Annotated in this window: 29 protein-coding genes and 1 tRNA gene; 14 read left to right on the top strand and 16 right to left on the bottom strand. The window is 65.5% G+C overall.

Annotated elements, in window-relative coordinates; all coding sequences use genetic code 11:
• The first annotated feature begins 206 nt into the window (after positions 1–206).
• The 8 genes from CH339_RS18025 (at position 207) to CH339_RS17990 (ending at position 5,421) form a co-directional block, all read left to right on the top strand.
• Positions 207–611 carry an HMA2 domain-containing protein gene (locus CH339_RS18025; protein ID WP_146610232.1) on the top strand — a complete coding sequence of 135 codons (405 nt, stop codon included), beginning with the start codon at positions 207–209 and terminating at the stop codon, positions 609–611.
• 98 nt (positions 612–709) lie between these two features.
• Positions 710–1,042 (top strand): HMA2 domain-containing protein, encoded by a 333-nt coding sequence (locus CH339_RS18020; protein ID WP_111435769.1) that lies wholly within the window; start codon positions 710–712, stop codon positions 1,040–1,042.
• A 7-nt stretch (positions 1,043–1,049) separates the two neighbouring features.
• On the top strand, positions 1,050–1,448 hold the full coding sequence (locus CH339_RS18015) for a magnetosome protein MamC family protein (protein ID WP_111435768.1): 399 nt from the start codon (positions 1,050–1,052) through the stop codon (positions 1,446–1,448).
• The gene (locus tag CH339_RS18010; RefSeq protein WP_111435767.1) at positions 1,445–1,756 is read left to right on the top strand and encodes a hypothetical protein; all 312 of its coding nucleotides are present in this window, start codon (positions 1,445–1,447) and stop codon (positions 1,754–1,756) included. The genes CH339_RS18015 and CH339_RS18010 overlap by 4 nt, the downstream gene beginning before the upstream one ends.
• A 5-nt stretch (positions 1,757–1,761) precedes the next feature.
• Positions 1,762–2,445 (top strand): hypothetical protein, encoded by a 684-nt coding sequence (locus CH339_RS18005; RefSeq protein WP_111435766.1) that lies wholly within the window; start codon positions 1,762–1,764, stop codon positions 2,443–2,445.
• A gap of 6 nt (positions 2,446–2,451) precedes the next feature.
• Positions 2,452–2,790 carry a magnetosome protein MamC family protein gene (locus CH339_RS18000; protein WP_146610231.1) on the top strand — a complete coding sequence of 113 codons (339 nt, stop codon included), beginning with the start codon at positions 2,452–2,454 and terminating at the stop codon, positions 2,788–2,790.
• Positions 2,787–3,227: a hypothetical protein gene (locus CH339_RS17995; RefSeq protein ID WP_111435764.1), complete on the top strand. Its 441-nt coding sequence runs from the start codon at positions 2,787–2,789 to the stop codon at positions 3,225–3,227. Before CH339_RS18000 ends, CH339_RS17995 begins: the two co-directional genes overlap by 4 nt.
• A 37-nt stretch (positions 3,228–3,264) precedes the next feature.
• Positions 3,265–5,421 (top strand): heavy metal translocating P-type ATPase, encoded by a 2,157-nt coding sequence (locus CH339_RS17990; RefSeq protein ID WP_111435763.1) that lies wholly within the window; start codon positions 3,265–3,267, stop codon positions 5,419–5,421.
• A gap of 16 nt (positions 5,422–5,437) precedes the next feature.
• On the opposite strand, the gene CH339_RS17985 is transcribed toward CH339_RS17990, so the two are convergent.
• From CH339_RS17985 to ehuB, 8 genes are all read right to left on the bottom strand, one after another.
• Entirely contained in the window at positions 5,438–6,652 is a 1,215-nt protein-coding gene (locus CH339_RS17985; protein ID WP_111435762.1) for a M24 family metallopeptidase, read from the bottom strand.
• A complete protein-coding gene (locus tag CH339_RS17980) occupies positions 6,630–7,445 on the bottom strand; it encodes a carbon-nitrogen hydrolase family protein (RefSeq protein WP_111435761.1) in 816 nt (271 codons plus the stop codon). Before CH339_RS17980 ends, CH339_RS17985 begins: the two co-directional genes overlap by 23 nt.
• Positions 7,442–8,434 (bottom strand): cyclodeaminase, encoded by a 993-nt coding sequence (locus tag CH339_RS17975; protein WP_111435760.1) that lies wholly within the window; start codon positions 8,432–8,434, stop codon positions 7,442–7,444. The genes CH339_RS17980 and CH339_RS17975 overlap by 4 nt, the downstream gene beginning before the upstream one ends.
• Positions 8,424–9,431, bottom strand: a complete 1,008-nt coding sequence (gene eutB, locus CH339_RS17970; protein ID WP_111435759.1) for a hydroxyectoine utilization dehydratase EutB — start codon at positions 9,429–9,431, stop codon at positions 8,424–8,426. Before eutB ends, CH339_RS17975 begins: the two co-directional genes overlap by 11 nt.
• On the bottom strand, positions 9,428–10,234 hold the full coding sequence (gene ehuA, locus CH339_RS17965) for an ectoine/hydroxyectoine ABC transporter ATP-binding protein EhuA (protein WP_244668920.1): 807 nt from the start codon (positions 10,232–10,234) through the stop codon (positions 9,428–9,430). Before ehuA ends, eutB begins: the two co-directional genes overlap by 4 nt.
• Before the next feature lie 11 nt (positions 10,235–10,245).
• Complete coding sequence (gene ehuD, locus CH339_RS17960; protein WP_111435757.1) at positions 10,246–10,917, bottom strand: ectoine/hydroxyectoine ABC transporter permease subunit EhuD; 672 nt, start codon at positions 10,915–10,917, stop codon at positions 10,246–10,248.
• Positions 10,918–10,921: 4 nt separating this feature from the next.
• The gene (gene ehuC / locus CH339_RS17955) at positions 10,922–11,587 is read right to left on the bottom strand and encodes an ectoine/hydroxyectoine ABC transporter permease subunit EhuC (RefSeq protein ID WP_111435756.1); all 666 of its coding nucleotides are present in this window, start codon (positions 11,585–11,587) and stop codon (positions 10,922–10,924) included.
• Between the two features lie 114 nt (positions 11,588–11,701).
• Positions 11,702–12,547: an ectoine/hydroxyectoine ABC transporter substrate-binding protein EhuB gene (gene ehuB, locus CH339_RS17950; RefSeq protein ID WP_111435755.1), complete on the bottom strand. Its 846-nt coding sequence runs from the start codon at positions 12,545–12,547 to the stop codon at positions 11,702–11,704.
• Between the two features lie 211 nt (positions 12,548–12,758).
• Between ehuB and CH339_RS17945 the strand changes: the two genes are divergently transcribed.
• Genes CH339_RS17945 through CH339_RS17935 form a run of 3 tightly spaced genes read left to right on the top strand, consistent with a single transcriptional unit; the run spans position 12,759 to position 15,887 of the window.
• A complete protein-coding gene (locus CH339_RS17945; protein WP_111435754.1) occupies positions 12,759–13,943 on the top strand; it encodes a M24 family metallopeptidase in 1,185 nt (394 codons plus the stop codon).
• Between the two features lie 7 nt (positions 13,944–13,950).
• Entirely contained in the window at positions 13,951–15,114 is a 1,164-nt protein-coding gene (gene argE, locus CH339_RS17940) for an acetylornithine deacetylase (protein WP_184443464.1), read from the top strand.
• Positions 15,111–15,887 carry a GntR family transcriptional regulator gene (locus tag CH339_RS17935; RefSeq protein WP_111435753.1) on the top strand — a complete coding sequence of 259 codons (777 nt, stop codon included), beginning with the start codon at positions 15,111–15,113 and terminating at the stop codon, positions 15,885–15,887. Before argE ends, CH339_RS17935 begins: the two co-directional genes overlap by 4 nt.
• Positions 15,888–15,950: 63 nt before the next feature.
• Here CH339_RS17935 and CH339_RS17930 read toward each other — a convergent pair whose 3' ends face one another.
• Positions 15,951–16,265, bottom strand: a complete 315-nt coding sequence (locus tag CH339_RS17930) for a DUF1902 domain-containing protein (RefSeq protein ID WP_111435752.1) — start codon at positions 16,263–16,265, stop codon at positions 15,951–15,953.
• Positions 16,266–16,365: 100 nt separating this feature from the next.
• Here CH339_RS17930 and CH339_RS24415 point away from each other — a divergent pair, with 100 nt between their 5' ends.
• Complete coding sequence (locus tag CH339_RS24415) at positions 16,366–16,752, top strand: hypothetical protein (protein ID WP_146610230.1); 387 nt, start codon at positions 16,366–16,368, stop codon at positions 16,750–16,752.
• An 89-nt stretch (positions 16,753–16,841) separates the two neighbouring features.
• On the top strand, positions 16,842–17,096 hold the full coding sequence (locus tag CH339_RS24410; protein ID WP_146610229.1) for a hypothetical protein: 255 nt from the start codon (positions 16,842–16,844) through the stop codon (positions 17,094–17,096).
• Between the two features lie 257 nt (positions 17,097–17,353).
• On the opposite strand, the gene CH339_RS17920 is transcribed toward CH339_RS24410, so the two are convergent.
• Positions 17,354–17,429, bottom strand: a tRNA-Lys gene (locus CH339_RS17920).
• Between the two features lie 110 nt (positions 17,430–17,539).
• Here CH339_RS17920 and CH339_RS17915 point away from each other — a divergent pair.
• Positions 17,540–18,016 (top strand): GIY-YIG nuclease family protein, encoded by a 477-nt coding sequence (locus CH339_RS17915; protein ID WP_244668921.1) that lies wholly within the window; start codon positions 17,540–17,542, stop codon positions 18,014–18,016.
• A gap of 69 nt (positions 18,017–18,085) precedes the next feature.
• Here CH339_RS17915 and CH339_RS17910 read toward each other — a convergent pair whose 3' ends face one another.
• The 6 genes from CH339_RS17910 to CH339_RS25445 form a co-directional block, all read right to left on the bottom strand.
• A complete protein-coding gene (locus tag CH339_RS17910) occupies positions 18,086–19,654 on the bottom strand; it encodes a 2-isopropylmalate synthase (RefSeq protein ID WP_111435750.1) in 1,569 nt (522 codons plus the stop codon).
• A 502-nt stretch (positions 19,655–20,156) separates the two neighbouring features.
• Positions 20,157–21,068 (bottom strand): PhzF family phenazine biosynthesis protein, encoded by a 912-nt coding sequence (locus CH339_RS17905; protein ID WP_111435749.1) that lies wholly within the window; start codon positions 21,066–21,068, stop codon positions 20,157–20,159.
• A gap of 125 nt (positions 21,069–21,193) precedes the next feature.
• Positions 21,194–21,916 (bottom strand): YEATS-associated helix-containing protein, encoded by a 723-nt coding sequence (locus tag CH339_RS17900; protein WP_146610228.1) that lies wholly within the window; start codon positions 21,914–21,916, stop codon positions 21,194–21,196.
• Positions 21,917–22,036: 120 nt separating this feature from the next.
• Positions 22,037–23,092 carry an endonuclease/exonuclease/phosphatase family protein gene (locus CH339_RS17895; protein WP_111435747.1) on the bottom strand — a complete coding sequence of 352 codons (1,056 nt, stop codon included), beginning with the start codon at positions 23,090–23,092 and terminating at the stop codon, positions 22,037–22,039.
• A gap of 183 nt (positions 23,093–23,275) precedes the next feature.
• On the bottom strand, positions 23,276–23,758 hold the full coding sequence (locus tag CH339_RS17890) for a GNAT family N-acetyltransferase (protein ID WP_201240848.1): 483 nt from the start codon (positions 23,756–23,758) through the stop codon (positions 23,276–23,278).
• Positions 23,759–23,853: 95 nt separating this feature from the next.
• Positions 23,854–24,000, bottom strand: a 147-nt coding sequence (locus CH339_RS25445) for an integrase core domain-containing protein (protein WP_146610090.1), incomplete at its 5' end; no start/stop codon positions are given.

Raw genomic sequence — 24,000 nt, 5'->3', positions numbered from 1 at the left:
CCCCGCCGGCTCTCTTCCCCCCGGCGGGGCATTTTTCCGGTCCGGAACAGAGCCGCCAGCGGGCCGGACAAAAGGTCCTCCCGTCATCGCCTTGGCCCGAAACGGGTTGCAATCGGGTTTCGGAACCGGCATAAATGCAAATGGATCGCAATCGCATATGCAGTATCCCTTATACATTTGCGGCGGCCAGCAACGGGGAGATCGCCATGAGCCAGTACGTCCACCATGTTCCGGGCCGCCTCAGGGTTCGCTGCAAGTCGATGCGCGCCGACGCCGCCAAGCTGCGGGATATCGCCCTTGCAATGGAAGACGTGCCGGGCGTGCGCTCGATCCGCACCAGTCCGCAATCCGGCAGCATCATCCTCGGCTACGACGGCGAGATCACCGACCGCGACACGCTGCTGGCCGCCCTAGACGGCCTCGGCTGCTCGGCCGAGTACAAGACGCCGAACCGGACCGGGCCGCGCACCGTCAACCTCGGCGGCTCGTCGAAACTGATCGGCGAGACCGTCACCCGGACCCTGGTCAGCGCGGTGGTCGGCACCGTCGTCAAGTCGACCGTCGAGCCGAAGGTCCTGACGCTGCTGAAGCTTTCCCGCATCGCCCGCTGAGGGAACGTCCGGGTAGGGCCGAAACCCTGCCTAGCAATCCTGACAATGTGCGATTCTGCCCGTTGCCCGCGTATGCGGTGAATACTACGAATTGCAGAATGAACGAACCTGCCGATTCCGACCTCATCGCCGCCTTCTGGCAGATCCGGCCGATGCTGAAGATCGCCCACCACATTCCCGGCCGCATCCGGTTGTCCGTTTCCCTGAAAGCGCTGACGAGCGGACCGAAGCTGTCCCCCGGCACCGTAGAGACCCTATTGGCGCGCCTTGAGGGCATCATGTCCGTGCGCATCAACCGCGCCGCGGGGTCGGCCACCGTCGCCTACGACCCGAACACGTTCCCGCCCGACCTGTGGTCGAAGATCATCGCAGGCGACCGCCCGGAGGTCGACGCGGAGATCCGCCGACGGCTCGACCTCACCGATGCATGAAAGTCGAATGTCCATGACCTACCATCCCGAGACGCCATACGCCCATTACGGCGTTCCGGCCGCGCCCTATCCCGCATCGCAGCCGGCCTCCGGCGACGTCTGCGCCGACCTCGTCCGGCTCGCCCTCATGGGCGCCGTGGTCGGCGGCTCGATCGCGGCGGCGAGCGGCCTCAGGAAGGTCCGGCGCGGCGAGATCCAGCAATGGGACATGACCCTTGAGACGACCCGCGGCGCGGTTCTGGCCGGCGCGGCGACGGCGATTTCCGGGGCCGCGGCCCGCGCCGTGACCGACGAGGGCATTGCCCGCCTCGGCGTCCTCTTTGCCGGCGGCGTTGCCGCCTATTACGGCCTTGAGGCGCTTGCCGACCGGCTGGAGCCGGCAAAGAAAAACGGAGGCGGCAAATGAGCGGCGAAAGCAGTTTCGGCGGCCACCGCCACGGCGTCAAGAAGAACGTCCTGGAGGGCCTTGGCGGCATGTTCGTCGGCGCCGCCGCCGTCCTCGTCCTGAGAAGCACCTTCGGCCGCAAGACCGTCGCCGAAGAGCCCGCGCCGGCGGAGGCCGGGACGACGCAGGGCACGCCGGCAAAGGACAAGAAGACCAAGGACGGGGAAAAGGCGACGAAGGCGTCGGCGGCCAAGAGCACCGCGCGGCGGACCAAGAGCACCAGAACGACGCCGAAGCGCGCACCGCGCAAACCGGCGACAGGGAGCTGAGTGAGATGAGCGACCAGAACAACGGACCGGAGACCGGCCAAGCGGCCGGCAACGCCGCAGGCGGCTTCAACTTCCAGGGACAGGGTTTCGGCGGCCAGGGCTTTTCGGGCCAGGCCTTTGGCGGCCCCGCGACCGGGGGTGCCGGCGGCGAGAGCCAGGCCGGACCGCAAGGCTACGGACCGCAGGGCTATGGGTCCCAGCCGTTCCAGCCGACAGGCGGCCCGCAGATGCCGCCGCAGCCGGGCCCCTATGGCGCCCCCGGCGGCAGGCCCTACGGCTATGCCCCCATGCCGCCGCAAGGTTTTGCCGGCTACGGTCCGGCCGATCCCTATGGCTACGGCCCGCAAGCATATGGCCCGGCCATGGGCGGCTTCGATCCCGGCCAGGGACAGGGCGGCATGGGCCATGGCGGCGGCCAGGGAGCACAAGGCGGCGCCCAAGCCAACAATTCGGGCCCGACCGGCATGCACAACCTCCTCAACGAGCTGACCAATGGCGGCAATCCGCTCGCCGCGCTGTCGCGCTACATCGATTTCAGCAATGGCGACTTCCTGAAGGGCGCCGCCGTCGGCGCCGCTGCCGTGCTCATTCTCACCAATGACGACGTCAAGAAGGCGATCTTCGGCGCCTTCGGCTCCAAATCCGACGACGACGCGACCGAGACCACCGACGAGAAGAGCAAGGAGTAGACGCCGATGCACGGCACTTATCCGCGAGCCTATTTCGGCCCTCAGATGCGGCCGGCCTATCCCGCCCTTCGCGCCGGCACCATCGGCGTCATGGTCGGCGGGGCGGGCGCTGCCGCCCGCAACATCCCGGCCTACCGCGCCGGCACGATGACGCGCCAGGAAGCCGTCGCCGACACCGCGCGCACGGCCTTCTTCGCCGGCGCCGCGGCGGCCGTTGCCGATGCGGCGGCCCGCGCGCTCGGCGGCAGCGGGGCCCTGCCGACGGCGGCTGCCGCCGCCACCGGCGCCGCGGTCATGTATTACCTGGCGAAATCCGCCAACGAGAAAACGGGTGACGAAAAATGAGCAATCAGGGCAATCCGCAGGGCGGCGCCTATCCGGGTCAGGGCCAGTGGGCCCAGGCCGGCCAGATGTATGGCGGCCAGCAGGGCGCGCAAGGCCAGGGCGCCATGCCCCAGGGCGGCTATCCGCTCGCCGGCGGCGCCGTCGGCTACGCGGCCTATCCGCAGGCACCGCAGGGCTATGGCTACCCGCAGGGCACCGGCTACGGCGCCATGCCCCCGCAGCAATCGACGATGTTCTCGCCCTCCACGGAGCGCTTCATCAAGGGCGCGCTGATCGGGGCTGCCGCCGCCTATGTCCTCACCAACCCCAAGGTCCAGCACGCCGTCATCAAGGGCTCGGTCCGGGCCTGGGATTTCCTGCAGGGCGGCATCGAGGAGGTCAAGGAGCGCTTCCGCGACGCCGAAGCAGAGGTCCAGGCGGAAAAGGGCTCGGACTGATCTCCGGCCCCGATCCGAGCATCGGAAGGCTCGCCCTATGAACGCGGTCTCTCCCCCGCCCGCGACGGGTGCCAATGGCCTGCGCGTCGTCCACGAGACGCCGCGACGGCTGCGCTTGAAGCTGCCGCTGCTGAAGGACCGGCGGGTCAATTTCGGCTTCCTGCAGGTCATGCTGGAATCGGAAGACGGCGTTTCCAGCGTGCGCATCAACGACCGCGCCGCCAGCCTCGTCATCGCCTATGACGGCCGAAGCGAGGTCCGCGACGCGCTCCTTAAGCGCCTGAAGGGCCTTTCCGGCGAGACCATGCCGAAGGCCGTATCCGGCCGGCCCTCCGAGGTCGCCGACCTTGCCCCTCTGATCGCCAACGGCGCCCTCATCGCGCTGCTGCCGTTCCTGGGGCCGACGGCGAAAGCCGCCCTCACCTTCCTCAACATTTCCGGCACCCTCGCCAACGGTGCCGCCGCCGTCACCCGCGGCATCAAGGTGGAAACCCTCGATGCCCTCGCCATCGGCCTCACGGCGGCGAAGGGCGAATACCTCACCGCCAACACCACCGAGTTCCTGCTGAAGCTCGCCGGCTATGTGGAAAGCACCACGGCGCAGAAATCCGACGACATGCTGCGCCAGCTCCTGCGGCCCGAGCCGGTCGCGGCCTGGGTCGAGAAGGGCGGCAAGCTGAAACGCGTCTCGGAGGCCGAGATCCGGGAAAACGACCGCGTCGTCGTCGGCGTCGGCGAGCGCATCCCGGTCGACGGCCTGGTACTGCGCGGCAACGCCTTCGTCAACCAGGCCTCCATCACCGGCGAGTCCGAGCCGGTGCGCAAGGAACCAATGGACCGGGTGATCGCCGGCTCGGTGGTGGAAGACGGGCGGCTCACCATCGAGGCCCGCCATGTCGGCGAGGAGACGACGACGGCCCGCGTCTCCAAATTCATCGAGCAGGCCCTCGACCAGACCTCGGAAACCCAGCGCGTCTCCGCCGCCCTTGCCGACAAGCGCGTCTACCTGACCCTCGGCACGGGCGCGGCCGTCTATTCGCTGACCCGCGACCTAACCCGGCTGGAATCGGTGCTCCTCGTCGACTATTCCTGCGCCATCAAGCTCGGCACGCCGCTCGCCTTCAAGTCCGGCATGTACAACGCCGCGACCTCCGGCCTGCTCATCAAGGGCGGCCAGACCATCGAACAGCTTTCCGGCGTCGATGCCTTCGTCTTCGACAAGACCGGCACCCTCACCCACTCCGAACTGCAGGTCGTCGACGTCCTCGTCTTCGAGCCCGAGCACTGGAGCCCGAAGCGGCTGCTGGCGATGACCGCCTCGATCGAGGAGCACGCCCACCACCCGGTCGCCGAGGCGATCGTGCGCCGCGCCAACGAGGACAAGTTCAACCATATCGACCACGGCGAGGTCGACTACCTCGTCGCCCACGGCATGCGCTGCAAGGTGCGCGGGGCGGGCGACATCCAGATCGGCAGCCGCCACTTCCTGGAAGACCACGAGAACATCTCGTTCGCGCCTTACGACGAGACCATCGAGCGGCTGTCGAAGGAGGGCAAGACCCTGCTCTACGTCGCCGCCGACGGCGCCCCGCTCGGCGTCATCGGCCTGGAGGACCGGGTCCGCGCCAGCGCCGCCCGCGAGGTCGCCCGCCTGCGCGAGCTCGGCATCAGGCGTATCGTCATGCTGACCGGCGACAACGAGGTGAAGGCGGCAGCGCTCGCCAAAGACCTCGGCATCACCGAGGTCCATGCCGGCATGGAGCCGGAGGGCAAGGCCGACGTCATCGAGGCGCTGCAGGCCGACGGCCACAAGGTCGCCTTCGTCGGCGACGGGGTGAATGACGGCCCGGCGCTCGTCACCGCCGATGTCGGCATCGCCATGCCGCGCGGCGCAGAGATCGCCCGCGCCTCGGCCGACGTGGTGCTGCTTGAGGACCGGTTGGAACTGCTGGCCGCCTCCATCGACATCTCGCGCCAGACGATGAAGCTGGTCGACACCAACTTCAAGCTCGCCGCCGGCATCAACACCGGCATCCTCGCCGGCGCCCTCGCCGGCTGGCTGTCCCCGATCACCACCGCCGTCCTCCACAACGGCACCACGGTCGGCCTGTTGCTGAAGGCCCTGAAGGGGGCGAAGCCGAACGTGACGCTACCGCCGAAGGTGACGCTGGACCTCACGCCCGAGAAAAATTAGCCAGCGAAAGCTATCCTCACACCACAGTCGGCCCGGCCGGCGTCTTCGTCAGCACTTCGGCGCCATTCGGGCCAAGCAGCACCGTGTTCGAAACGAAGAAATTGCCGCGGCCGGTCTCGGTGAACCAGGACATGGCATGGAAGGTCATGCCCTCCAGGATTTCGAGATCGGAATCATGCCGCAGCCCGGTGACCTTGTTGCCGCCGGTCCAGGACGGCGGAAAGCCGATGCCGACGAGATAGCCGCAATGGTGGCGCCGGTAATGCGGCATGCCGGCCTCGTCGACGACCTTTTGCCAGGCGTCGTAGACATCGCGGGCGCGAACGCCGGGCTTCAAGCCCGTCAGGATCGCATCGAGCGCGTCCTTGGAGATCTCGGCCATCTCCGCGTCCTCGTCCGGAATGCTGCCGATATTGACGAGCCGGCCCTGGGGCGCGTTGTAGCGGGCGACGCAGCCGGCGACCTCCAGGAACACGCGCTCGCCCTTGCGATAGACGCCATCGCCCCAGGAAGTGTGCTCCTCGGCCATGCGCGCCTCCGGCCGGATGAACGGGCCGAAGCCCGGCGGCGTGCCGCCCGCCCGCGTCATCGCGGCAATGCATTCGGCCGCCACATCGGCTTCCGCCGCGCCGTCATGGATGGCGGCGATGGCAGCGGCGGTACCGGCGTCGGAGGCGGCGGCGGCCCGCCGCATGATCTCCTGCTCTTCGGGCGACTTCACAAGCCGCAATTCGTCGGCCAGGCCGGTGATGTCGGTCCATTCCGCGTGCTCGACATTGTCCCTGAGCGCCGCGCCGAAGCCGTAGGAATGGCCCGACGACCAGGTCTCCACGCCAATGCGGCGCGAGACGCCCGGCAGCGCGTCAATCACCTGCTCGGTCTCCACCAGTGCCTGCTGCTGCCGCGTCTTGGCAGTCGAGCGCGCCCTCAGGTGCCGCACGGCCATGTCGGCCGCCGTCTCGCTGTCGCTGTGGCCCTCGAACAGCGCATTGCGCACCTGGTGCTCGATGGTCACCCGCTCCATGGCGCGGGTGACCAGCGTCATGTCACCCTCTGCGGGCACGATCAAAAGGTGCGGCGCGAAATAGCCCCAGTGGTCGAGGCCGGTGAGATAGAAGATGTTCTCCGGCGTGGAGAAGAGCGCAAGGTCGAGGTCCCGCTCGGCCATCTTGGCCCTCACCCGCGTCAGCCGGGCCTCCAGTTCCTGGTCAGAAAACGGGTTTGCGTACATTGGCGGCCTCGTGCTTGCCGGACGCGGAAAGCTCCAGCCCGGAAACGTCCTTCAGATAGGGAAGCCGCTCCTGCGCGGCCCTGACCCGTTCGGCATCGAACTCCGCGACGATCAGGTCCTCGCCACTGCCGGCAACGGCCGGCTCCGTGCCGTCCGGCGCGACGATGCGGCTGCCGCCGTAGTAGGAAAAGCCGTTCTCGCTGCCGCCGTGATTGGCGTAGGCGAGATAGATGCCGTTCTCGAAGGCCCGGGTCGGGATCATCTTCGTCGCCACCACTTCCCAGCGATCGACCAGCGCCGTCGGCGCCAGCACCAGTTGGGCACCCGCCTGGGCGGCGGCCCGCACCGTTTCCGGGAACTCGACCTCGTAGCAGATGACGAGCGCCACGCGGACGCCCTTGTAGGTGAACGCCGTCGGCCGCTTGCCGGTGGAAAAATAGGCCGTCTCGAAGCTGTTCGGCGAATTCGCCTGCTTGCGGTGGTTGGCGATGAGGACACCTTCCGGCGAGACCGCGGCGGCCGCGTTGTAGAGCTCGCCCTCCAGCTTTTCCGGATAGCCATAGACGATCAGCGACCCGCTCTTTGCCGTCAGCTTCGCGATCTCCTGAAAGAACGGCCCCTCGACCGGCTCGGCAAGCCGCAAAAGATCGTCGCCGATATTGTAGCCCGACGAAAAAAGCTCCGGGCAGACGACGATGTCGGGACCGTCGTCGCCGAGCGCCTCGGCAAGGCATGCCAGCCGTTCCTCCTGGGAGCGCCCGCCGGCCGCGCATTGATAGACGCCGATCTTCATGCCGAAATCCCCGTTCCGATGGAGGATGCAAGCGCGACCGCCCGCGCGTGGGTGGCGATCGCCGTGTCCTGCGCCCCGGTGCCCGTAAGGTCGCAGATGGTAACGTCGGAAGGTTTCTTGCGCGCGACAACCTCACCGGAAACGACGGCGCCGAGTTCGGCCGGCATCGAACCCGTCCAGAGCCCGGCGGCAATCGCGGAGCGCAACTCGCCGAGCGCCTCGCACTGGCTGAGCCGGTCGCAGATATAGGCATCGGCGGCGACGAGCGCCCTCGGGTCGATCTCGTTCTTCTCGCCCTGGTCGGAGCCCATCGCGGTGATGTGAAGGCCCGGATGCAGCCAGTCGGCGGAAAGGATCGGCTCCCTGGCCGGCGTCGTCGTGACGACGAGCTGGCTCTCCGCAACGAGCTTTGCCGGGTCGTCGACGGCACGCACCTCGATGCCTAGATCGGCGGCGAGGTCGGTCGCGTAGTCGGCCGCCTTGACCGGATCGCGGCCCCAGACCAGCACGCGGCTGAACGGCCGCACCAGCCGGGCTGCCTTGATCTGCAACCGCGCCTGCACGCCGGTGCCGAGGACGCCGGCGGTCGTCACCTCTTCCGGCGCCATATGCCGTGCGGCAACGGCACCGGCCGCGGCCGTGCGAATGTCGGTGAGATAGCCGTTGTCGAGAAAGAGCGCCTCGACGAGGCCGGTCCTGGCGGAAAAGAGGATCATCAGCCCGCTGAGGCTCGGCAGCCCGAGCGCCGGATTATCGAAGAAGCCGGGGCTGACCTTGATGGCGAAACCGTCGAAGCCGGGGATATAGGCCGTCTTGACGTCGACCTCGCCATTCGCCTCGGGGATCGCCATGGAAAGGATCGGCGGCATCACGACGGAGCCCGTCGCCAGCGCCGCGAACGCCTTTTCCACGACATCGACGGCGGTGAGGTCGAGGGTCACGGCGCCTCGAAGGTCCGCCTCGGTGACGACGAGGATGTCATGCGCCATAGGGCATCCCCTCGATGGTGAGATCGCCGAGCGTCACGTCGGCACCTAGGACGACCCGGGTAAAAACCTGCATGTCCACATTGCGCCCGGTGATGACGGTGGCGACCGGCCCCTCCGCCTTCGGCAGCTTGCCGGCCTGCAGCGCTGCGATGCCGACGACGCAGGCACCCTCCGCCACCAGACGATCCTCATAATAGAGCGTCTGCATCGCCCGGTAGATCTCTTCTTCGGTAACCAGGACCACGTCGTCCAGGAGATCCCGGCAGAGCGCGAAGGAAAGCTTGTTCTCAAGCCCGATGCCGCCGCCGAGGGAGTCGGCAAGGCTCGCCACTTCCTCCACCTCCACCGGATGCCCGGCCTTGATCGAGGCGTGCATCGCCGCCCCGCGATCCATGGAAACGCCGATCACCCGCGCCTTGGGGTTCGCGGTCTTCACCGCCAGCGCGATGCCGCCGGCAAGGCCGCCGCCGGACAGCGGCACCAGCACCATGTCGAGGTCCGGCCGATCCTCCATCAGCTCCAGCCCGATGGTCCCCTGGCCGGCGATCACCAGCGGATCGTCGAAGGGCGATATCTCCGTCAGCCCCTCCTCCCGGCAGAGCCGGAGGCTTTCCTCAAGGGCCTCGTCCTGGCTCCGGCCGACGATGCGCACCTCCGCGCCGAGCGCCCTGATGCCGTCCACCTTGGTCTGCGGCACCAGCGACGACATGCAGATGACGGCGCGGATGCCGCGCGCGCGCGCCGCATAGGCGACGCCGCGACCGTGGTTTCCGGTGGAACAGCAGGTGACGCCGGCGACATCGTCAGAAAGGCCGAAGATCGCGTTGACCGCGCCGCGCAGTTTGAAGGCGCCGATCGGCTGGGTGTTTTCCAGCTTGAGGAGGAAGTCGTGGCCGGCAAGGCCGGAAAGATGCGGCGAGGGAACGAGCGGGGTGCGGATGACGGTTCCGGAAATCCTCTTTCTTGCGGCGAGGATGTCCGCAAGGCAGACGCTCATCCCGCCTCCATGACCGCGGAAAGGAATTGCTGGGTGCGTTCCTTCTGCGGGTTTCCGAAGAGCTCGTCGGGACTGCCCTGCTCCTCGATCTTGCCGCCGAAGAAGAAGCAGACGCGGTCGGAGATTTCCTTGGCAAAGCCCATCTGGTGGGTGACCATCAGCATGGTGAGATTGTGCTTGTCGACCAGCTCGCGGATGACGTTGGTGACTTCGCCGATGACCTCCGGGTCGAGCGCCGAGGTCACCTCGTCGAACAGCATTACCTTCGGCCGCATGGCCAGCGCCCGGGCGATCGCCACGCGCTGCTGCTGGCCGCCGGAAAGCCGCGACGGATGCTGGTCGACCTTGTCTTCCAGCCCGACCATCTGCAGGAGTTCGAGCGAGCGCTCGCGGGCCTCCTTCTTGGAAAGCCCGAGCACGTGCACCGGCGCCTCCATGCAGTTCTCAACGGCCGTCATGTGCGGGAACAGGTTGAAGTGCTGGAAGCACATGCCGATGTCGGCGCGCATCTTGCGCAGGTGTTTCTCCGAGGCCGGCACCAGCACGCCGTTCTTTTCCATGTGCGTGAGCGGCTGGCCGTCCACATAGATGACGCCGCCATTGATCGTCTCCAGCGTCATCAGCATGCGCAGGACGGTGGTCTTGCCGGAGCCGGACGGCCCGATGACGGAGACCATTTCGCCGGCGGCGACATCGAGGTCGAGCGAATCGAGCACGACCAGCGCCCCGTAGCTCTTGGTGACGTTCATGAACCGGACCATCGGCACGTCGTCCCCTTCCAGCCGGAGGGGATAGGCAGACATGTCTTCTGACATCAGATCAACCCGAGTTTCTTGCGCACCCAGGACTCAAAGACCCGGATCAAGGCGGCGGTTGGCAGCGAAATGAGGAGGAAGATGACGCCGACCAGCGTGTAGGGCTCGAGGAAACGGTAGCTCTCCGAGCCGATGGCGTTGGCCGTATGCATGAGTTCCGCAACGCCGATGACGGACAGCATCGGCGTGTCCTTGAAGATGCCGACGAGATAGTTGCCCATGCCGGCGAGCGAGGGCGGCAGCGCCTGCGGAATGATGATGCGGAAATAGGTCCGCGCGGTGCTGAAATTGAGCGCCCGCGCCGCCTCCCACTGGCCCTTCGGCACGCTCTCCAGCCCGCCGCGATAGACCTCGGAGAGATAGGACGCGTAGTGCAGGCCGATGGCGATCATGCCGCTTGTCCACGGCGACAGCCGGATCCCGAACTGCGGGCCGACGTAATAGACGAAGAAGATCTGCAGGACGAGCGGCGTGGAGCGGATGAACTCCACGACCTCGCGCACGGCCCGGGTCAACACCCGCGACGGCGTCCTCTGGGCGAGCGCCAGCACCAGGCCGAGGACGACCGCGATGGCATAGCCGAGACCGGCCGCGAGCAGCGTGTTGAGCGTCGCCAGCAGGAGCCGCGGCAGGATCTCGAAGGTGAAGTCCCAGCGCCAGTCGAAACCCATAACCTCAGGCCCTCCCCAGCTTGCGGGACATGAACCGTTCCAGCCAGCGCATGAACGGCGTGATCGCGAACCGGGCCATCACGTAATAGATGACCAGCGCCGTGCCGAAGGCCTGGATGGACAGGAACGTGGTGCTGTTGATCTGCTTGGCCTCGAACATCAGGTCGGAGACCGAGATCAGCGAGACCAGCGCCGTGCCCTTCAGCAGTTCGATGAGGAGGTTGCCCCAGGGCGGCAGCATGTTGAGCAGCGCCTGCGGGAAGATGATCCGGATCATCCGCTTGGTCGGCGACATGTTGAGGGCGAGCGCCGCTTCCCACTGGCCGCGCGGCACCGACAGGATGCCGCCGCGCACCAGCTCCGCGCCATAGGCGCCGAGATTCATCCCGACGGCGACGAAGCCGGCGGTGAACTTTTCAAGGGTGATGCCGAACAGCGGCAGCACGAAGAAGATCCAGTAGAGCTGGACCAGCAGCGACGTGCCGCGGAAGATCTCGATATAGACGGTGGCGATGCCCCGGATCAGCGGGTTCGGCGACATCCGCATCAACCCGGCGACGAAGGCGATGAAGATCGCCAGCACGGCAGCGAGCACCGTCTGCAGCGCGGTGATGATGGTGCCGTCGACAAAGCGCGGACCGAATTCGGCGAGATACTCGAAATAGCTCATGGCCGCCTATCCGAGTGGAATGAACCGGGGAAACGCGCCGGCGGCTGCCGGCACGGCGGACGGGCGACGCGCCTTCAGCGGCCGCCCGTCCTGTTCGGTATTCGCGATCGCCGATCAGCGGTTGTTGCAGACCCACTCGGTGGTCTTGTCGCCCGGAAGCTGGGACTTGGTGTAGCCGTATTCGGCAACGTCCTTCATCATCTGCTCCGAGCCGAGATACTTGGCCTCCGCCTCGTTGAACTTCTCAAGGAAGTCCTTGTCGGCGTCGCGGAAGCCGATGCCGACCCAGTTGAGCGTCCAGTCCGGCAGCTTGGACGGATCGGTGACCTCGATGTCGTCCGCTTCCTTGGCCAGGTTCAGCGCGGTGAAGTAGGTGACGCCGCCGGCATCGGCACGGCCGGCACGGACCGCAGCGAGGATCTCGGTCGGCCCCGGAACGGCCATGACGTTGGAATCCGGAACGCCTTCCTTCTTGGCCGCTTCAATGGAGTTGTAGCCGGCGCCGGTGACGAACACGGCGCCCTTCTCCTTGATGTCCTGGTAGTTGCTGATGCCCTTTGGGTTGCCCTTCGGCACGATGAAGGCATCGCCGAACTTGCCCATCGGATCGGAGAACGCGATGTTCTCGCAGCGGCTCTTTAGGATGTACATGCCGCCGGTGATGACGTCGAAGCGATTGGCCTTCAGGCCCGGGATCAACCCGCCCCATTCGGTGACGACCGGCTCGATGTTCTCATAGCCCATGCTGTTCAGGACGCCGATGGTGAAGGCGTTGGCAAAGCCGAGCGGCTTGTTGTTCTCGCCCGGATAGGCCCAGGGAATTTCGTTTGCGAAACCGATACGGACCGACTCGCCCGCCTCGATCCGGTCCATCAGCGGACCGGCCTTGGCCGGCACCGTCGCGAACGCGGCGATGGCCATGGAAGCTGCGGCAACGCCTTTCAGGAAGATGCTCTTCATCTGGTGCTCCGTTTCCCTCTGTTTGGTATGCGTAGTGTTCTGGATAGGTTTGTTGTGTACAGCATGCCCTCCCAGCGCGAGGAGTCAACGGGCGGGCTTGATTTTCTTCACGGAAATCGGCCCGAAAGCATTTTTCGCTATTCACCGAGGCAGTCGGCTGTGTACAAATCAGGCAGCCGCTTGTCTCTTGTGCAGTGCAAGGAAACCGCCGATGCCGGCCGCCCAGCTCCCCTTCTCGTCATCCGAATACGATCGGCGCCTCAAAAAGGTCCGCAGCGCCATGGCCGCCGCCGACATCGACGTCCTGTTCGTCGAGGACCCGTCCAACATGGCCTGGCTGACCGGCTATGACGGCTGGTCGTTCTACGTCCACCAGGGCGTTCTGGTGTTCCACGACGAGGATCCGATCTGGTGGGGCCGCAGCCAGGACGCCAACGGCGCGGTACGCACCTGCTGGATGGCGGACGACCGGGTCGCGCGCTATCCCGACCACTACGTCCAGTCGGTGCATTGCCATCCGATGGAGACCCTTGCCGCGCTCGTCCGCGACCGCGGCTACGGCGACAAGCGCCTCGGCCTTGAGCTTGAAAACTATTACTTTTCGGCCAAGGCCTATTTGGTTTTGCAGTCGGAACTGCCGGATGCCGATCTTGTCGACGCCACCGCCCTCGTCAACTGGCAGCGCGCCGTCAAGTCGGACGAGGAGATCGTCTTCATGCGCCGCGCCGCGCGCATTTCGGAGCGCATCGTCGACGGCATCCTGGAGCGCATCGAGCCAGGCATGAAAAAGAACAACATGGTCGCCCAGATCCACGCCGACGCCGTGCGCGGCATGGACGATGATTGGGGCGACTATCCGGCGATCGTACCCCTGCTGCCGAGCGGATCGGACGCCGCCGCCCCGCACCTGACCTGGGACGGCCGCACCTTCGAGACGGGTACTGCCACCTTCTTCGAGATCGCCGGCTGCTACCGGCGCTACCACGCCCCGTTCTGCCGCACCGTCTTCCTCGGCACCCCGCCGCAATTCATGAAAGACGCCGAAGCCGCCCTCGTGGAGGGCCTCAATGCGGGGCTGGACGCCGCCCGGCCCGGCAATACCGCTTCCGACATCGCCCGCGCCCTCGGCGCGCCGCTCGCCCGCGCCGGCATCGACCGCGCCGCGCGCGCCGGCTATCCGATCGGCCTCTCCTACCCGCCCGACTGGGGCGAGCGCACCATTTCCATCCGCGTGGAGGACGACACCGTGCTGGAGCCTGGCATGACCTTCCATTTCATGCCGGGTCTTTGGATGAACGACTGGGGCCTGGAAATCACCGAAAGCATCCTGATCAAGCCGGAAGGGCCGGCCGAGTGCCTGTGCAACCGGCCGCGCGAGCTCTTCGTAAAGGATTGAGCCCGAAATGGCCCTGATCGACGACACGCGGGACATCCTTTGCGACCTCATCGCCTTTCCGACCGTCTCCGCCGACAGCAACCTGGAACTCATCGCCTATGCCGCCGACCATCTCGGCGCGCTCGGCGCCCGCACCTCGGTGATCCTCGACGAGACCGGCCATAAGGCCAACCTGATCGCCAGCCTCGGCCCGGAGGAGGACGGCGGCATCGCCCTTTCTGGCCATTCCGACGTGGTGCCGGTCGCCGACCAGGACTGGACGTCGGACCCGTTCGAACTGCGCGAGGAGAACGGCCGCCTCTACGGCCGCGGTACCTGCGACATGAAGGGGTTCATTGCCGCCTCCCTCGCCGTCGCCCCGCTCTTTGCCGAACGTCCTCTCTCCCGCCCGCTGCATTTCATCTTCACCTATGACGAGGAGGTCGGCTGCCTCGGCGCCCGGCATCTGGTCGACGAGATGGGCCGCATGGAGACCCGGCCCTCGGTCGTCATCATCGGCGAGCCGACGGAAATGCGCATCGTCGAGGGCCACAAGGGCTGCTGCGAATACACCACCACCTTCACCGGCCTCGAAGGCCACGGCTCGATGCCCGACCACGGCGTCAACGCCGTCGAATACGCCGTGCGTTATGTCGCCAAGCTGATGGAGCTGCGCGAGGACATGAAGCGATGGGCGCCGCCCGGCAGCCGCTTCGATCCGCCCTGGACCAGCCTGCAGATCGGCCGCATCGCCGGCGGCGTCGCCCACAACGTCATTCCCGGCCTTTGCACCGTCGACTGGGAGATGCGCCCGGTGCGCGCGGAAGACCGGGTCCGCCTGCGCGCCGCCATCGACGCCTATGTCAACGACACCCTGTTGCCGGAGATGCGCGCCGTCTCGCCGGACGCCGACGTCTTCACCCACGTCATCGGCGAGGTCGTCGGCCTGGAGCCCTGTGACGACAACGAGGCCCTGCGCATCGTCTCCGAACTGACCGGATCGAACGAGGTCGACGTCATTGCCTTCGGCACCGAGGCCGGCCTCTTCCAGGAACTCGGTATGTCCGCCGTCGTCTGCGGCCCGGGCTCGGTGGAACAGGCCCATAAGCCCGACGAATTCGTCAGCCTCAATCAGCTTGAAAGCTGCCTTGCCATGCTGCGGGGGCTCGAACCGAGGCTGATTGCCGAATGACCAAGGACAATCCCGAGCACACCGACGACGACCTACCGGTGCCGGAGGAGTTGGCGCCGGCCGACGCCCCGCTCGCCGATGCCGGCCCCGCGCTTCGGCCCGTCGGCGGCGCCCGCGAGCGCTTCGAGCGCCTGCATATCGAACTGCGCAACCGCATATGCCTGCTAGACTATCCGCCGGGCACAAGGCTGCGCGAGGCGGACCTTGCCGAGGAGTTCGGCATCAGCCGCACGCCGCTGCGCCGTGTGCTCGGCTGGCTGGAGGCGGAAGGCCTCTTACGGTCGGTGCAAAGCGTCGGCACCCTCGTCACCGACGTCGACGTGGAAGAGCTACAGCAGGTCTACCAGTTGCGCATGGAACTGGCCGAGATGGTCGGCCACCTGTCGCCGGTGCCGCCGACCGGCGAGACCGTGCAATTGTTCCGCGATTTGAAGACCCGGAGCTGCGCCCTCGTCAACGATCCGCGGCCGCGCGCGTTCGCCGAGATCAATATGGATTTCTTCCATGCCCTGATGCGGCTGACGGCGAGCGAGCCGCTAAGGGAGATTTCCGAACGGCTCTACTACCAGACCTCCCGCATCTGGCTGCGCTCCATCTCCCAGATGGACCTTGTCGAGGAGGTCGAGATCTTTGCCCGCGAGGTGGCCGACGTCGCGGCCGCCGTGGAAATCGGCGACCTCTCCGCCGCCGGCCACATCCGCCGCTCGCATATTTCCATGAGTTTCACGAGGGTCCGGCGGCAGAAGGTGGAGCGGGAGCGGGGCGGCGCGTAACGCCGTCAATCCTCAGAACTGTTTCGGAAGCCCGGCCTGCGTGAGGACGGCGTTGGACATCCGTCAGCCGGCGAGACGCAGCGTCTTCGAGCATTCCGCACGGATACGAACGACGATTTCGCCCGGACCGTCGCCGCCCAGAAGATCGGCGATCATTCGCGAGAGCGTGTCTTCCAGCTTTTCGATCGTCTCGGCTTCGGCGACAAGGCCCGGCAAATTCTCGCTGGTCGCGACCCAGACCTTGGCCTCGCCGTCCCAGATCGCCTCGATGCAGATCTCGGAGGGCACGTGGAGTCGAAAGGAACCGGCCTCGCCGCGAGCGACGGCAAGGGCCTCATTCAAACCCTCTTCAATCTGGCCGAATGCTTTCTTGCTCATCTTTTCCCTCCCGGCGCTATGATCGATCCCTTGGCGGCAGACAATCGGAAGCGGAAATTAGCCTCTCCTCGACCCGTTCGTTGAACCTGATCATAGTGCTTTGGCCTTCGCGCCTGAAGCGAACGATGTCCCAGGGAGCGCCAATCCCGGAGCGCCAAACGTCGTTGGAAAAATCAACGAGCAGAAAAACCGAATCGTTGGCGTCTATGTGTCGTCCGATGATCACGCCGGAAAACTCCCACCCTTCGACGCGGGTCCGGGTGATATCAATGGCCCCCGGCCCATCAACCTCACCGTATTTCTTGTAGTCGTCGCAGGCGGCTTGGTTCAAGAAAAACCGCCCTTCTACCTCCGGCGGCAACGCCATGGCTCGAAAGGCAAAAAGAACAAATATTGCAGTAAGAACAGCGCCGATTTTTTTCGTCCTGCAAAGATAAGTAGCGCTGTCGTGAATAAGGCGGAACTGGTGGACGGCCTCAATACCTAACTCCCCATACCGGCATCAAAACCTTAAATTGACACAGCAACCGGAAGCCTCACAATGTTTGTTTTCTGAGACAAAGGCGATGCGGGAGAATGGATAAACTGGCGATTCCTGGAGCGATTCTGGTCGGGTCGGCGGCCATCGCCGCAGCCATTTATTTTGGTTCAGACGCGCGGATTTTTGACCGTTGTTACGCTGCTCAGTTTGAGCATTTGACTGCCAAGAAGGCCTTTGAGGTTCGCGATATCAGGGCAAACACGAACAATTCCGTTGTCGAGAAGGCCAGTATTCCGGCAGAAGCCACACGCCTCTGCCTTTTATATTCGTCCCCCAGAATCAGGCGCTAGCATTCGCCACGGCTTTTTCGGCGAAGGAATGGTACATTCGGGGAGAGGCGAAAGGGAGCGTAGTCTTCTTGAAGTGATAAGGCGCATTGTTTGAGATGCGCCACAAGATGATTGGCGAGATGTGCCATTCATCGAACGCATTTAAACAACGCGTGGCGATTATCCGGGAACGGCCGATGGTGGGACGCGACCCCACTGAGTGGAATTGGTGAAGCAAACAGCTCGACCAACCGGGGTCAGCTAATCCACTAAAATATTGGTGGGCGCACAAGGACTCGAACCTTGGACCCGCTGATTAAGAGTCAGCTGCTCTACCAACTGAGCTATGCGCCCTGAATGCCAGGAATGCGGCCACCAATCGCGCCGCACCGGCGCTTTATAGGGACGATCATTTCGTTTGGCAACCGTTTCCGGCTATGGATTTTGCGGCTAACACTGTTGCCATGTCCGCGCTGATGGTTCCGCCCGATCTTCACCGCCTGCTTGCCCGCGCCGGGCTCGGCGCACGGGTCGTTCGCGGCAAGGAAGGCGGTGGCGAAGGGCTCCAGCTACCCCGCGTACCCGGCGCCTATGTGCTGGTCCTCGGGCTTGCCGAACCGGCCGCCCTTCCCGCCCGCTTCGGCGAGGCGACGCTTCCCCCCGGCTGGTATCTCTATTGCGGCAGCGCCCGCGGCCCCGGCGGCATCGCCGCAAGGCTCGCCCGCCATTTGCGCCGGGAAAAGACCCTGCGCTGGCACATCGACACCCTCACCGTCGCCGCCGCCGGCACTGCGGCCATCGCGGTCCCGGATGGCGACGAATGCGCCCTCGTCGCGAAGCTCTCGGAGTCCGGCAACATCGACGTGCCGGTGCCCGGCTTCGGCAGCACCGACTGTCGCACCTGCGCCAGCCATCTGTTGCGCTGGACGAGCACAACATAAAAAAGCCGGCCCGGAATGTCCGGACCGACCTTTGTGTCCTGTCGCAAGTGCGCGAATAAGCGCCGCCAACTACCCCGCCTTCAGGGCTTCCGGCTTGGTGCGCTCGCGCTTGGTGATCAGCTTGTTGAGGGCGTGCACATAGGCGCGGGCCGAGGAGACCAGGGTGTCCGGATCGGCGCCGCGGCCGATCACCGTCTTGCCGTTCTCTTCCAGCTTGACCGAGACCTCAGCCTGGGCGTCCGTGCCCTCGGTCACCGCATGCACCTGGTAGAGCTGCAGCTTGGCGTCGTGCGGCACCATCTCCTTGATGGCGTTGAAGGTGGCGTCGACCGGCCCGTTGCCCATCGCCTGCACCGTGCGGTGCTCGCCGTCGATATCGAGCGTCAGGGTCGCCATCTGCGGGCCCATGGAGCCGGCGATCACCGTCAGCGCCATCACCTTGATGCCGTCGTCGGCGGTGCCGATCTCGTCGTCGACCAGAGCCTCGATGTCCTCGTCATAGACGTGCTTCTTCTTGTCGGCCAGCGCCTTGAAGCGCTTGAAGGCGTCCGCGAAGGCGTTGTCGCCCATCTCGTAGCCCAGCTCCTTCAGCTTCTCGCGGAAGGCATGGCGGCCGGAATGCTTGCCCATGACCAGCGAGGTCGCGGCGACGCCAACCGATTCCGGCGTCATGATCTCGTAGGTCTCGGTGTGCTTCAGCATGCCGTCCTGGTGGATGCCGGACTCGTGCGCAAAGGCGTTCTTGCCGACGATCGCCTTGTTGTACTGCACCGGGAACGAGGTCACGGCCGAGACCAGCTTGGACGCGCGGGTCAGGTACGTGCTGTCGATCGAGGTCCAGTAGGGCAGCTTGTCGCCGCGCGTCTTGATCGCCATCACGATCTCTTCCAGCGCCGCGTTGCCGGCCCGCTCGCCGATGCCGTTGATGGTGCATTCGATCTGCCGCGCGCCGGCGTTGACGCCGGCCAGCGAATTGGCGACGGCCATGCCGAGGTCGTTGTGGCAATGGGTGGAGAAGGTGACGGTGTCGGCGCCCGGAACGCGCTCCATCAGGCTCTGGAACAGCGCGTAATATTCCTCCGGCACCGAATAGCCGACGGTGTCGGGAATGTTGATGGTGGTGGCGCCGGCCTTGATGGCGGCTTCCGTGCAGCGGCACAGGAAATCGAAATCCGTCCGCGTGCCGTCCTCCGCGCTCCATTCCACGTCGTCGGTGTGGTTGCGCGCGCGTGTGACGCTGGCGATGACGGCTTCATAGACCGCGTCGGGCTCCATCTGCAGCTTGTACTTCATGTGCACCGGGCTGGTGGAGATGAAGGTGTGGATGCGCGGCCGCTTGGCATGGACGATAGCCTCGGCCGCCCGGTCGATGTCCTTGGCGCCGGCCCGCGCCAGGCCGCAGACGACGGCGTTCTTAACGGTCTTTGCGACCTCGGACACGGCCTCGAAATCGCCATTGGAGGCGATCGGGAAGCCGGCCTCGATGACGTCGACACCCATGCCGTCGAGGATCTCGGCGACCTGCAGCTTCTCGCCCAGGGACATGGAGGCGCCGGGCGACTGCTCGCCGTCGCGCAGGGTCGTGTCGAAGATCTTGACGTGGTTGGCCTTCGTCTCGGTAACGGTGAATTCGCTCATCGGAGCGGTTCCTTTCTCGTCTTTCCCGGCGGCGCAACGCGCTCATGGCCGGACTTATCTCATAACGCTGTGAGGAAACTTCGGTCTTCGCGCTTATCCCCTAAGTGCCCGCCCTGTTACGGGGCTGCCGACGCTCAGGGGCAGATAAGGAGGAGAAGCGAACCGGCGAGCGGAAGGGTTCCGCGGCGGGGCGCGGCGATCGCAAAAGTCTCGGTATGCCGAGCGGCGATCATCAAGTCGTCCTTCGTCTTCCGTCTGGTTCGGCGCATCCGCGCAAAGCTCAGAGAGAGCTTGGCCGACGCCGGTTACCGGGTCGTTAACACGTCTTTATCCGAAATCGCGGCCCGATTGCAAGAGAGGATGCGCTTGCCCAGAATGCTTATGTGGCCCGGTCGACGCCGCCAGGCGTCGCAAGCCCGAACGGGCGCCGGCTCTGATGCGCCGCAAGCCTGCGTGGCGCATGAACGCAAAACCAAGAACGGTTCTTCGAAAAACAACCGGCTTAGACGTTCAGTTCACCGCGGGAGACGATCACCGCCTTGCCGCCGATCCGCGCCGCCTTCAACGCGCCCTTGGAAATATCGACCTCCAGGTCGATCAGCGACGGCCGGCCCATCTCGTAGCCCTGCTCCACGCGGATGAGGTGGGTGCCCTCGGTCAGCCCGTCGAACGCCTTGACGACGCCGGCAAAGGCGGCGACGGCCGAGCCGGTGGCCGGGTCCTCGCGGATGCCGAAGATCGGGCCGAACATGCGCGCATGGAACGAATAGTCGTGGTGCAGCGTCTCGCGGCAATAGAGGAAGGCGTTGCTGTGCTGTTCGGTGCCGAAGCCGGACGGCCAGGCCCGGTTGACCGCATGGGCGCGGGCGATGGCGTCGAGCCCGGAGACCGGCACGAAGGTATAGGGCACGCCGGCGTCGAACATGCTCGGCTTGTGGTTCTCAAAACCGATCTCGCGCGGCTCCAGCGACAGGGCGGCGGCGATCAGCTCCTTCTCCCGCGCCTCGCCGCAGGGCTTGGCCAGCTTCGGCACGTCGAACTCGGCATAGCCGGGCTTTTCGCTCCGCAGCCGGACGCCGCAGCGAACCGGGCCGACCGTTTCCTCCAGCACGACGACGGCATCGACGTCGCCATTGTCCCCGCCGAACCGGTCGGTGGCCAGCAGCACCGCCGTGCCGACGGTCGGATGGCCGGCAAAGGGCAGTTCCTGCGCCGGCGTGAAGATGCGCACCCTGGCCGAAGAGGCCGGATTTTCCGGCGGCAGCACGAAGACGGTTTCCGACAGGTTGAACTCGCGCGCGATCGCCTGCATGCGGTCGTCTTCCAGCCCTTCGGCGCCCTGCACCACGGCCAGCGGATTGCCGGCAAGCGGCGTGTCGGTGAAAACGTCGAGGACGGCATAGGCGCGCGGCATGGGGACTCCGGACGGGGGAAGGGCTCAATCCGACGACCATTAGCCGATTACCGGCCATTTGCAACCGCGGCCGCGGCCCGGCGCGGTCAAGGGCGACGAAATCCCGCGCCTTGGCAAACGAACTCCTATTTCACGTAGATCTTGTCGGTGGTCAGGTCTTTCGTCACCCGGGAGGACAACGCGTCGACATCGACGCGGAACCGCTTGCTACCGGGTTTGGTCGTCGACGCCAGCTCTTCCGCGAGCCCGAGACCGACGAGATTTGAAAGTGCCTGCTCGACTTGGGGTGGTGGCATTTTCCGTTCCATGGCAATGGCTCCGACCGCGCGTCGGGTTCGCGGTTTTTCGATCAGCGCATTGAGGACCGCGCTCTCGTCATCGGGCAGCACCTTGGCATTCGGCGGTTGCTTGGCGGTAGTGGGTGTCTCCACGTCCTCTTCCTCCCCCAGCTTCTCGACCTCCTGGTTGAGGTCCTTCACCTTATCGTTCAATGCATCGAGCAACCGCTTGCTGATGCCGGCGAAAAAGGCGCGATAGCTGGCGCCGACGACGATGCAGAAGGCAATGACAAGAAGGAGCGAGGGCACGAACCCCCGGCAGATGCCGGCATCCGGCGCCCCGGTGCAATCGAGCGCCATCGGCTGAAAAACATTGGCGATGAGCGATTGCTGGGCGCCCATGGAGGCGATTGCCAGGAACACCGGCACGACGAATGCGGCAGCAATCCCGGCAAAGGCGGACTCCCGGACGCTGATCGACGCCAGCGCCGTGCCGTCGGCGTCGTCCGGAGGACTGAGCCGGGACAGGATCGCCCCGACATAGCCGCCGATGGCGCCGGCGACGATCATGGCAAGCAATCCGACAAGCTGATTGACGGCAAACATCGCAGACAACTCCCCTTTTCGGAGAGATATCCTAGCACGCAACCTTAGATTTAAAAACCGGAACCGCGAACCGGTTTTCCCGCCTCACACCATCGACAGCGTCACCGCCATTGGGCAGTGGTCGCTCGCCTTCGGCCGGGCCCAGCCGGTGCGCGGATAGCGCGGGATGCCGTCGGTGCCCGGCACCCGGAAAGGCATGCCGGAGCGCACGATCTCCGGCCTTGCATCCGGATTGGCCGCCGCCAGTGCCGGCGAGACCAGGATATAGTCGAGCTGGGTGCGGTGGTTGTCTTTCGGATAGTAGTGGGTCCAGCGCTCGCCGGGCTGCAGCCGCTCGATCAGGTTGACCGAAAAACCGCCGTTGAGGAGCGGGTCGACGCCGGTCGGCGAGACCTTGTTGCCTTCCTTGTAGACGTGGTCGTTGAGGTCGCCGCAGATGACCCAGTTGGCGCGCGCCGCGCCGTCCTTGCCGAACCGGTCCTCGATGATGCGCCGGACCGCCGTCGCCTCGGCCCATCGGATCGGCATGGTGATGTCGCGCGGGTTGTTCGAGCCATAGGGAATGCCCGGCTCGCGGCGGAACCCCATCGACTTGAAATGGCAGACATAGATGGTCAGCGGCCGGCCGTCGACGCGGGTGTCGAGTTCCAGGCAGTCGCGGCGGAACACCCGGTCGGAGCGGTTGATGCCGGCAAGATTGAGGTCGTGGTCGTAGACGCCGAGGTCGTCGAAGGTGAGGCCCGCATGGCTGCGTGCCATGATCGGGTAATCGCGCCTGGCGAGCGCGGCGACATCGATGCCGCGGCGATCGTTGCCCTCGATCAGCCGCTTCCACGGATAATCGAGATTGGCGAGGTGATGCAGGTAGAATTTCTCGAAGTCCCTCAGCACCTTCAGGGACTCCACCTCCTGCAGGCAGACGATGTCGGCATGGGTGTCGCGGATGGCGAGCGCGCTCGCCTGGCGCATGTCGTCGGTGGTCACCACCCGGCGCGCCATTTCCAGATCCATGAAGGTCTGCTTGTCGGGAATTTCCAGGAGATTGAGCGCGCCCTCCCGGCGCAGCGCATCGAGCTCCTGCTCGAAACTGAACCGCGACAGGAGGTTTTCCACGTTGAAGGTGGCGATGCGAACCGGCATGAACCCTCCGCGACGGCTAAAGCGCTTTCCCAAAAAGTCGACAGACTTTTTGGATAAGAAATCGCGTAAAAACAACCGGCTAAAGCATGTTGCGTTCTTCCTGAACAACGCAACATGCTTTAGCGGCATTGCGCTTGCCTCGCATGGCCGCTCGCCGCCGTCAACCGCCGAGAGGGTCTGCGCTCAGAGCGTCTTTTCCATCCGCGGCAGCATCCGGCCGGGGATCGAGCCCGACGGCGCCTCTCCGGTGACCGCCATGCCCATCGCCGAATAGAACGGCACGGCATTGGGATCGGCATCGAGGCCGAGGCGGCTGAGACCGCACAGGCGCGCCCGCTCCTCCATATGCCGCCACATGGTGCGTCCCACACCGCGGCGCAGGAAGTTCGGGTCGACGAAACACATGCGCACCTCGCCGTGACCGCTGTCGACGTCCGGCATCAGCTCGTAGAAACCGGCGGAGTTGCGGCCGATCTCGCAGAGCCAGATCTCGTTGCAGCGGACCGCGTCGGCCGGGACCGTCAGCTCCTTGCGGCAGGCGTCCATGAAAGCGGCGTTGTAACCCCACACCGCCTTGGAGCGCATGGCGAGCTCGGAGAGCGCGGCGGCTTCCGCCGGCCGCGCCCTCCGGACAACCCGTATGGCCTGACTCGCCCTAGACGCCATGGCCATCAGTTCCGGCACCGGTCCGCAACATCCGTTTCATTTCATATCGCAATCGCCGAACTGGATTGCTTCGCTTCGCTCGCAATTGTGCAAGTTCACGAATTCGGTGATGGCTGTTCGGTTTTCTTTTGTTCGGCGAAGGTCTTTGGCGGGATGTTTCCGATTGCCTGGTGGGGCCTGAACTCGTTGTAGTAGATGATATATTCGATGAGCTCGTTGGCCAGGTGCTCGGGGGTGTCGAA

Origin of the sequence: Rhodobium orientis, from assembly GCF_003258835.1 — a bacterium.
Lineage (GTDB): Bacteria > Pseudomonadota > Alphaproteobacteria > Rhizobiales > Rhodobiaceae > Rhodobium > Rhodobium orientis.
This window is presented reverse-complemented; position numbering and strand designations above follow the sequence as displayed.